This window comes from Mesorhizobium sp. M0208, from assembly GCF_040322015.1.
In the GTDB taxonomy this organism is placed as follows: Bacteria; Pseudomonadota; Alphaproteobacteria; order Rhizobiales; family Rhizobiaceae; genus Mesorhizobium.
Genome location: NZ_JAMYSP010000027.1, coordinates 76,887 through 85,100, shown reverse-complemented (window position 1 = coordinate 85,100; position 8,214 = coordinate 76,887). Strand labels below are relative to the sequence as shown.

Genomic DNA, 8,214 nt, shown 5'->3' with positions numbered 1-8,214 from the left:
GCCGACCTCTCATGAATCACGCAAAACCGCTCTTGGGAATCCTCAAAACGCTCCCAGAACTAAAAAACTGCCAAAGTAGTGCTAGTGCCAGGCGACATTAGGTCCGTGTGGCAGCGGAAGGATTGCTTTCGCCACGGTGACTGCGGAGGAGGCGACATGGCTGCACTGCTCATTTCAGGCATGGGAGGGAATGTACCGATGACAAAGTGCTGCGCGCTTCGTAGCGACCGCTACCGTGGCTGACTCGCGAACTACTATCCGCCAGCCCAGTCTGTGGCGTCGTCTCGGCTTTCATCGCCACCGCCTTCGCCCAGGAAACGCCCGAGGCCGCAAGCGTCGCCGTGGCAGTGCGGCACCCGGCAAGATGGGTGGTCATCGGCCCTATCTGATCGACGGGGAGCACCGTGCTTTCGTCCTGGGCGAGGTTGAGCGAGATGCCAACATGACGCTTCATCAATTGACGGCGGCACTGGCTGAACGTGGTCTCCTGCGAGCGTCGGTCGCTTCCTGCACCGCGAGGGCAAGAGCTTCAAAAAAACCGTTCTGCCGGCCGAGCAGCTCAAGCCAAAGCTGATGCGCGGGCGTGCGCAATGGATGCGCTATCAGACCCGCATTGACCCTACGCGCCTGGTCTCCCTGGATGAAACATGGGTCAAGACCAACATGGCGCCGTTGCGCGGCTGGGGTGTGCGCGGCAAGCGGCTGATGGCCCACGCACCATATGGCCATTGGAAGACGATGACCTTCATCACCGCGCTGCGGCATGATCGGGTGGAGGCGCCTTGGGTCATTGACGGACCCATCAATACGCAGGCCTTTCGCGTCTATGTCGAAACCGAACTCAACAAAACACTGAAGCCGGGCGACATCGTCATTCTCGACAATCCCGGTTCTCACAAGGGCCAAGCCGTCCGCGACATCGTCAGGGCTGCTGGCGCAAGGCGGGTCAAGCCCGCGAGAGCGGCAATTTTGTTCCGGCTATCACCCTCTCGTCGAGAACGGCGTGACGGAAGCGATAAAGTTGCGCCGGCCGGCCGCCGGTTTCCGCGGTTGTCTCACCGGTCTCCTCGACCAGCTCCTGCTGCTCGATCAGCCGGCGAAAGTTCGGTTTACGCACGAGCCTGCCGGCAAGCGCCTCCACGGTGCGCTGCAGCTGCAAAAGCGTGAAGACCGGCGGCATCAGTTCGAATACGACCGGCCGATATTTGATCTTGGAGCGCAGCCGCGCAATGCCGGTCGCCAGGATGCGACGATGATCGGCGATCATCGATCTGCCCGAGACCCAGGTGGGCGCAGCGGAATGTCCGGCGCGTATTGCTTCCTCCACCAGGGCGGCTTCGTAGAGCAGCTCATAACGTTGAAGCGCGAGTTCCTCGTTCCAATGGCGGTCGTCAAAGCCGAAGGCGATCGCCGCCCGCCGTCGTCGGTCGAGGCGTGTCGTACTGTCGTCAGTGCCATCCGCCCATTCCATCAGGCGCGGCCGCAATTCGTCCAACACGACCGCCGGTGTGCCGGAGCGGTGATCCTCCCACGGGAAATAGTCGTACCAGCTTCCCCAGTGTCGCCCGGCCGGGTCGCCAGCTTCGTCTTGGTGGGTGAGCGCCAGATAGCTGATAGAGACCACGCGGTCGTCAGCGCCAACCCTGTCGCGATCGGCGAAGGTGTAGAGCTGTTCGATATAGCCGAGCGGCTGGCCGGTCTGTTGTTCCACCCATCCCCTGAGGCCCGACTGCAGCGAACGGTGAGCAAGCTCGAACGGGCCCGAGGGCAGGGCGTTTGCCTGCGGGATGGTCAGAACGCAGGGGGCGCTGCTGTCCATGGCGACCACAACGGCGATTAAGTCCGCATTGACGTCGTTGGCCTTGCCTCCAGCTCCGCCTTTCCTAATCCCTTTTGCGCGTTCGTCCATGGTCCCCGAGGTTGTTGAGCAGAGCCCTGCCGCGTAGGCCGCTGAACCGATTGAATTCCGTTTTTGTCTGATAATTGTCGGCGCGTCAACACCACCCGTCGTGGCGATTTTAGCTCTTCGCAGCTGCATAAAAAGTGCCAACGCGACATCCGTGCTTGGGGAAGAAGGCCCATTGAGTGCGCCGATTCAAAGCTCGTCGATCGACATTGCGACGTTGTTCTCGTCGGCGACAGCGCGGCATAGTTCTCCACGGCTTGGCGTCGACGCTGGGCGTGACGCTGGAGATGATGATCATGCACGGTCAGACCTGCGCCGTAGCCTGGAGCCGGCGCAAATGGTCGTCGACCCGCCGTTCGGTTCCTTTTGAAGAACCCGGAGCAGGCTTTCCGGAATGCCTGATAAAGCCCTTCCAGTGCGCCCGCGCCAGCATCATCGCACTCTCGCTCCAACACAACCTATGCGAGTCAGTAAATCGACTCGCCGGCACTATTGTTTCAGGGGAAATGAATCTAGTCTCAAAGGGTTCGGCCGATAGGCCGGGCACAGCTGCGGTCTTCACGGCCTTTTTGACATAAACGCGTCGCCCGATTGAGATTATCTTGACGGTACCGCAGTGCGCCATCCATGCCAGTCGAGATGATCATGGGCAAATATCGAGACCATCGCGAGCCACGCCGGCATCGCTATGACGATGACCCCGTTTCCTTTTCGGAACGGACTTCCGAGCCAAGCTATTTTCAGCGCCCGCCGACCGTGACGGCAGATCCTGTCGATGCGGAGGTATTGTGGTTCACAGTCAGCAAGGGTTTTGGCTTCGTCAAACTGTCGGACGGCACCGAGGCCTATCTGCACGTGCGAGTGTTAGAGGCGGGCGGAAGGCGGGATGTTGCCGCGGGAACGCCTCTCAAGATCACGGTCGAAAAAAGTCCAAAAGGTCATCAAGTCGCGCAGGTGCTGGAGATCGGCGATCACCGCGCGAAAACTCCGTCACATACGCGCGTCGCTGGAGGGACCTTCGATGAAACCGGTGCGCAGCTGGAGAGCGGGGGCACGGTCAAGTGGTACAAACCCGAAAAGGGCTTCGGCTTCATTGCTCCTGACAACGGTGAGAAGGACGTCTTCGTTCATGCCAGCGCCCTGACGCGCTCAGGGCTCAGCGTGCTGGTGGCGGGACAGAAGGTGTTTGTCGAATGCGGGCAAGGCAAGAAAGGCTGGGAAGTCCGGAGCATTCGCCTTGCCTAGACGGCGATGCATTGCTCGCCTCGAAGGAGATGCCGGAGAGCGTCGGGCGGCCGCCCGAGCCCGCGTAGCAGAAACCGACATTGTCGAAGCGCAGCACGCCGTCGGTGACGACGAGATCCCTGGCGCCCGCCGCGTCCTCGATGTCAAGTTCGGCGTCGAGCAACTCGAACAGCCGCGTGCCGCAGGTCGAGGCGCGCGCGAACGAGTTGACCATCAATCCGAGCTAGCGCACCGGCATCTGTAGAATGGTCATGAAGGTGAGCAACAGGGCCAGCGTGCCGACGCTGATTTGACCTGCGATCACTTTCTGGCCACCGAACCAGAGCACCAGGCCCATGGCGGTCAGGAACGAGAAATTCATGGCGCTGGTGTTGCCGACACGGATGTCGACGCGCTCATTGGCGAGATCAAGGCGCGTCCTGCTTGGCGCGGTCGAACTTTTCCAACTCGTGCGGCTGCGCCGCGAAGGCACGCACGACACGGATGTCGCCGAGATTCTCATCCATCATCCGGATCTTTAACGATCGCTGATGCCCAGATATGGGAAGGTCAGGCTTCAATGACGGGGAAGGTGAAGGATTGACCGGTCGGGTTTCCGGGCCGAGCTTGTCGGCCGCTCAATCGAAAGCGTCATTTGACGCTTCTTCTCCCGCGTGTAACTGGAAGACACGCTCGTCCAGTTCCTTGTCTACTTCCGTGAGACGATGATTGAGGCGAAGGTAGTCGGTCCAGGTCGGCGTGCGGAACGTTTCTGTCCACTGCATAGGCTTCTGAAGGTTGCGCTGGAGCGTCCAGTTCCGAGCACCGACGCGGCTGTGTACATGACGCCGCTGCCGCATGAGGTCGAGGAAGGCCTCGACATTTCTCTCGGCTATCAGATATTCGATCTTGACCACGATCGGGCCGCTTCTCGGCTTCAAACTGAGAGCGACAGCTGGGGCGTCGAATTCCTCCAAAGGATCGGGCTCGGACTCGCGGCGCTCGCGAAGAGGAAACAGAACGCCGGCTGCAGCGACGATCAGAAGGGCTACAGCGGAACCCTCGAGCGCCCAGGTCAGCGAATGGTTCTGGGAAACCGTGCCCCATACCCAGCTGCCGGCCGCGATGCCGCCGTCTATCAATGCGTAGTAGATCGAGATTGTGCGACCCACGACCCAGCGCGGGCTCGCCAGCTGCACGCTCACGCCAACCCCCGACCAGGCGGTGACCCAACCGGCGCCGCCCAGGGCGAGTGCAATTGCCGCCACAGCGATCGAAGAGGTCAGAGCCAGGGATAGGGAGCACGCCGCGCAGGCGAGGCAGGCGAGCCTCATCAGCCTTTCTTGCGACAAGCTCCGTCTGAACAGGCTGTTGGAGAGGCCGGCGAAGACGGCACCGGTCCCGAAGCCAGCCATGAGCGCGCCATAGGCGAGCGGACCTCCTCCCAGCTGGTCGCGGACAACCACCGGCAGCAGCGCGAGTATGGCGATGCTCGCCAAGCCAAAGAGGGTTCCGCGCGCGATCGCTGCCTTGATTTCCGATGACATCGCCGTGAAGCGCAGTCCGTCATAGATCGCCGTCCTCATCGACTCGCGTGGAAGAGGGGACGAGCGAACCTTCCACTTGCAGCGCCAAATAGTGACCAAGGGTACGAAATAGGTGAGCGTGGTCACGGCGAATGCCGCCATGAGGCCGAATGAGGCAACCACAATGCCGCCGAGCGCCGGGCCCACAGTCCTGACAGTGTTGAAGCCAACAGAAAGCAGGGTGACGGCAGCGGGAACATCTCGTCGGTCCACGATATCCCCGACCGACGCTTGCCAGGCCGGATCATTGAGAGCACCGCCGCTTGCGATCAAGAAGCTGAAGCCAAGGATCATCCACGGACTAACAAAGCCCAGCGCCACGGACGCGGTCAGCATCGCGGACGCAATCACCATAAGGCACCGACCGGCGAACATGACCCGGCGCCGGCTGAAATTGTCGGCGAGAGCCCCGGCGAAGACGGACAAGACGAAAGCGGGCAGGTTCGATGATGCCTGCACCAGCGCAACCATCAGATCCGAAGTCGAGATCGTTGCCATCAGCCAGCTGATGGCGACAGTCTGCATCAGCCAGCCGAGACTCGAAACCTGCGTGGCGAGCCAGATCGAACGAAAGGTGGGCTGCAAAAGTGGCCCAAAGGTCGTTGGTGCAGCCAAATCTTCGTTTAATCCAGCCGCCCTACTCATTTTGCGACCCTTTGCTTTGCGTTATTGTCGTTTCCCATGTAATCTAGGCTGAACCGTGGCGGCTAGAAGAATAGAGAGAAACTGTTTGCCTTGCGGCACAGTTCCTCGTGATTAAGGGTTGCGGCCGAGACGCATGCCCGAGCCGGCTCACCCCGCCTTCGAAGACATCACTGGGTGGAGCCCGGATCTTGCTTGTCGTTTGACGCAGCATGCTTCATCAACGGGCACTTTGCCGAGCGATGCCTTTTCGCGAAACGCGACGATGTTCTTTCGTCGGAAACTCTCTCCAACGGCGTTCGATGCGCTGAGTCTGGCTTGGGGCGAGGTGAGGGCTTGCAGATCTTAGACAGGATTGATTCCTGATAAACGCAGACGGTTGCTAGGCCGCGATCGAAGAGGCGCGCGCCTTGCTGCTTCGGCTTGAACAAAAGTCTGACGCGCCCGAATTTCTGCTCGATCTGATGAGGCTGGCTTTCATTGTTGAATGTTATGGACACGGCTTTGAACTTTTGGCGCGAACGCTTGCCCGTAGAAGACTGGCAAAGGTCAGGCTTTTGTCGGGGCGGTGGACTCCGCCAGGGGAGAAATGACACCCAAAGCCGGATCGCTGACGCGACGGTCGCCCCGCGTTCCGCACAGTGACGAAGGTGACGGTACGGCTCTTCGGCAGATGGCGCATCCTCATGGTAGCGTCTGGCCGTTCCCTCTGATGCCTCGGCCTCCCACACCTATCCGAACAGGCCCGATCCTGGAGGGGGTCCTCGAAGTGGGCATGAGGGCGATAGGCCGCGTGGTTGGGGTACCAAGCGTAGGCGCGGTATTGGGCTGGAAATTGGCGACGCGCGACGAAGAAGTCCGAGATCAACTCGTGCAATGGCAATTCCTAACACCGTGGACGTGTTGGAGCAGCCTCATCCTCCTAGTCAGGAACGTCATCAAGGTTATAGGATTGATGCGCGGCGAACCCTCGGAACTCAGGATCATGTTGACATCGCTGTTCGACAGAGCCGACTTCGCGCAAGGAAGCCACATCGTTTCGGAATTGCTTATCTCAGGGTCTATCGTCGGCCTAGTCAGACCCTTGGCGCGGCGAGGAAGCGGCGGTCGTCGGCGTGATGCATGACGGGAGTCGGCGGCGCCTCACCATAGGCGAAATGCAGGAACCAAAGGAAAGGACCACCTGCATGGAATTGCGAACCGCGTCCTCGACGTCTGAGCCGCGACCCTTGCCAAGGATCATTCAACCCGCGACGTAGAGCTTCAAGCCAGCCTTGGACATGCGAACCGCGCTACCATCGTTGCAGAGGAGCCGTCCACCAGATGGTTCCATTTGTAGTCCGCGCCTTTGGTCGACATAGCGGACTGGCTCTGGCCACCGGCAAGGTTGAAGAGTGTTCCGTTGTTGCAGTCGTACTTGGCCTACGTGAACCAGATGCCTGAGCACGCGGTCGCGTTTCAGGGTTGATCTACTCGTAAAAAGGAATTGTCTTAGGCGGAAGGCCGCACTTAATACCACTATCCTATTGGCGCCCCATCGGGTTCCCGGATTGAGCAAGTCCGGATCACTATTTTATGCCGCTGCCAGCGTTGTGTCCGCCATGTGCACGCGCGCTGCCGCTACCAGCAGGTCGGTCTGGGTGATCAGCCCAATAATGCGTCGCTCGGCATCGACGATGACCACGGCATGGCTGCGGCCGTCGGTGAGCACCGGCAGCAGGCTCATCGCCGGCGTATCGGGAGAGGCGGTGCCAGCCTTCGACATCACAGCCCTCACCGCGTCGGTCGCCTTCGTCAGCTCGCGCAGGCCAACTACACCGACCAGCCCGCCGTCGGCGTCGGTCACCGGCAGCGTCCGGATGTTGTGATCGAGCAGCAAATGACGCGCCTGGTCGGCAGGCGCATGTTCATCGACCGAAATCACATCGCGCGACATGATGTCCTCGCACAGCAGGGTGCGGTGGGAGCGCACCATCGCCTGCAACTCGACCTGCCGCAGCAGCCGCTCAAGATCGTTGCGGTCGATATCGAAGGTTTCCTCCAGCGCGCCGAGCGCGGCATCGATATCCTCGGGCTGGAAGCCGACCCGCTCCCGCGCCGGCGGATCGATGGTTCCATGCGCGCTTTTAAGGGCGGGGGCCGCCACATGCGGATAGTTGCGCCGCGACAGTTTATGGATGCCGTAGCCGAGTGCGACCAGCACGATCGAGTTCAGCGCTACCGGAACGAAGGGAAACAGCAAGCCGGAACTGAAGACGGCCGGTCCGCCGAACACCGCAGTTAAGGCGGCGGCGCCACCCGGCGGATGCAGGCAGCGCGTGAACGACATCGCGGCGATGGCCAGCGCCACCGCAATGCCGGTAGCAAGAACGGGTTCACGCACGAAATGCGCCACGATCACCCCGACCAGCGCCGAAATCGTATTGCCACCGATAATCGACCAAGGTTGCGCCAGCGGGCTTGAAGGCACGGCAAAGAGCAGCACGGCCGATGCTCCCATTGGAGCAACCAGCAGTGCGACATGTGGGCCAGACCCGTTCGCCAGCGCACTGATCACGCCAGTCAATGCGATGCCGATCATGGCCCCGATGCAGGCGAGCAGCCGCTCGCGCAGCGTTGCACCGGCAAGGATCGGAACAAAGAGACGAAACGCCATGGCATACCCTTGGGCGAGTGGTCGGAACTCCGCGTTCCGCAATGCAGGCAAAGCCACAGATTTGGAAGTTAAGCCAATTCGGAAAGTCGGCTCACGGGGGAATACTTTTGCGCGAAACGCCATTGCCAAATGGGTGCAGACATTTTGATCGGCTAGAGAAGGCAGACGGCACGCTGATCCGCTCGAGCGCAGCTAGAGGC

4 protein-coding genes and 4 pseudogenes are annotated in these 8,214 nt (G+C 60.8%); 3 read left to right on the top strand and 5 right to left on the bottom strand.

Going from position 1 to position 8,214, the window contains the following annotated elements:
- Positions 1-169: 169 nt before the first annotated feature.
- Positions 170-454, bottom strand: a complete 285-nt coding sequence (locus NKJ17_RS23880; RefSeq protein ID WP_352690235.1) for a hypothetical protein — start codon at positions 452-454, stop codon at positions 170-172.
- Between the two features lie 119 nt (positions 455-573).
- Between NKJ17_RS23880 and NKJ17_RS23875 the strand changes: the two are divergent.
- A pseudogene (locus NKJ17_RS23875) lies at positions 574-873 on the top strand (transposase); the annotation flags it as partial.
- Between the two features lie 73 nt (positions 874-946).
- Here NKJ17_RS23875 and NKJ17_RS23870 read toward each other — a convergent pair.
- Positions 947-1,909, bottom strand: a complete 963-nt coding sequence (locus NKJ17_RS23870) for an NUDIX hydrolase (protein WP_352452634.1) — start codon at positions 1,907-1,909, stop codon at positions 947-949.
- Between the two features lie 147 nt (positions 1,910-2,056).
- On the opposite strand from NKJ17_RS23870, the pseudogene NKJ17_RS23865 reads away from it, so the two are divergent.
- Together NKJ17_RS23865 and NKJ17_RS23860 are read left to right on the top strand one after the other, a co-directional pair.
- Positions 2,057-2,305 (top strand): annotated as a pseudogene (locus NKJ17_RS23865) (3-methyl-2-oxobutanoate hydroxymethyltransferase); the annotation flags it as partial.
- A gap of 228 nt (positions 2,306-2,533) precedes the next feature.
- Complete coding sequence (locus NKJ17_RS23860; RefSeq protein ID WP_352690234.1) at positions 2,534-3,151, top strand: cold-shock protein; 618 nt, start codon at positions 2,534-2,536, stop codon at positions 3,149-3,151.
- On the opposite strand, the pseudogene NKJ17_RS23855 reads toward NKJ17_RS23860, so the two are convergent.
- The 3 genes and pseudogenes from NKJ17_RS23855 to NKJ17_RS23845 all read right to left on the bottom strand — a co-directional run.
- Positions 3,126-3,675 (bottom strand): annotated as a pseudogene (locus NKJ17_RS23855) (ABC transporter transmembrane domain-containing protein); the annotation flags it as partial. The gene NKJ17_RS23860 and the pseudogene NKJ17_RS23855 sit on opposite strands and share 26 nt — an antisense overlap.
- Before the next feature lie 32 nt (positions 3,676-3,707).
- Positions 3,708-5,361 (bottom strand): annotated as a pseudogene (locus tag NKJ17_RS23850) (MFS transporter).
- 1,570 nt (positions 5,362-6,931) lie between these two features.
- Positions 6,932-8,014, bottom strand: coding sequence for an HPP family protein (locus NKJ17_RS23845; protein WP_352690232.1), 1,083 nt, complete (start codon positions 8,012-8,014; stop codon positions 6,932-6,934).
- Between the last annotated feature and the right edge of the window lie 200 nt (positions 8,015-8,214).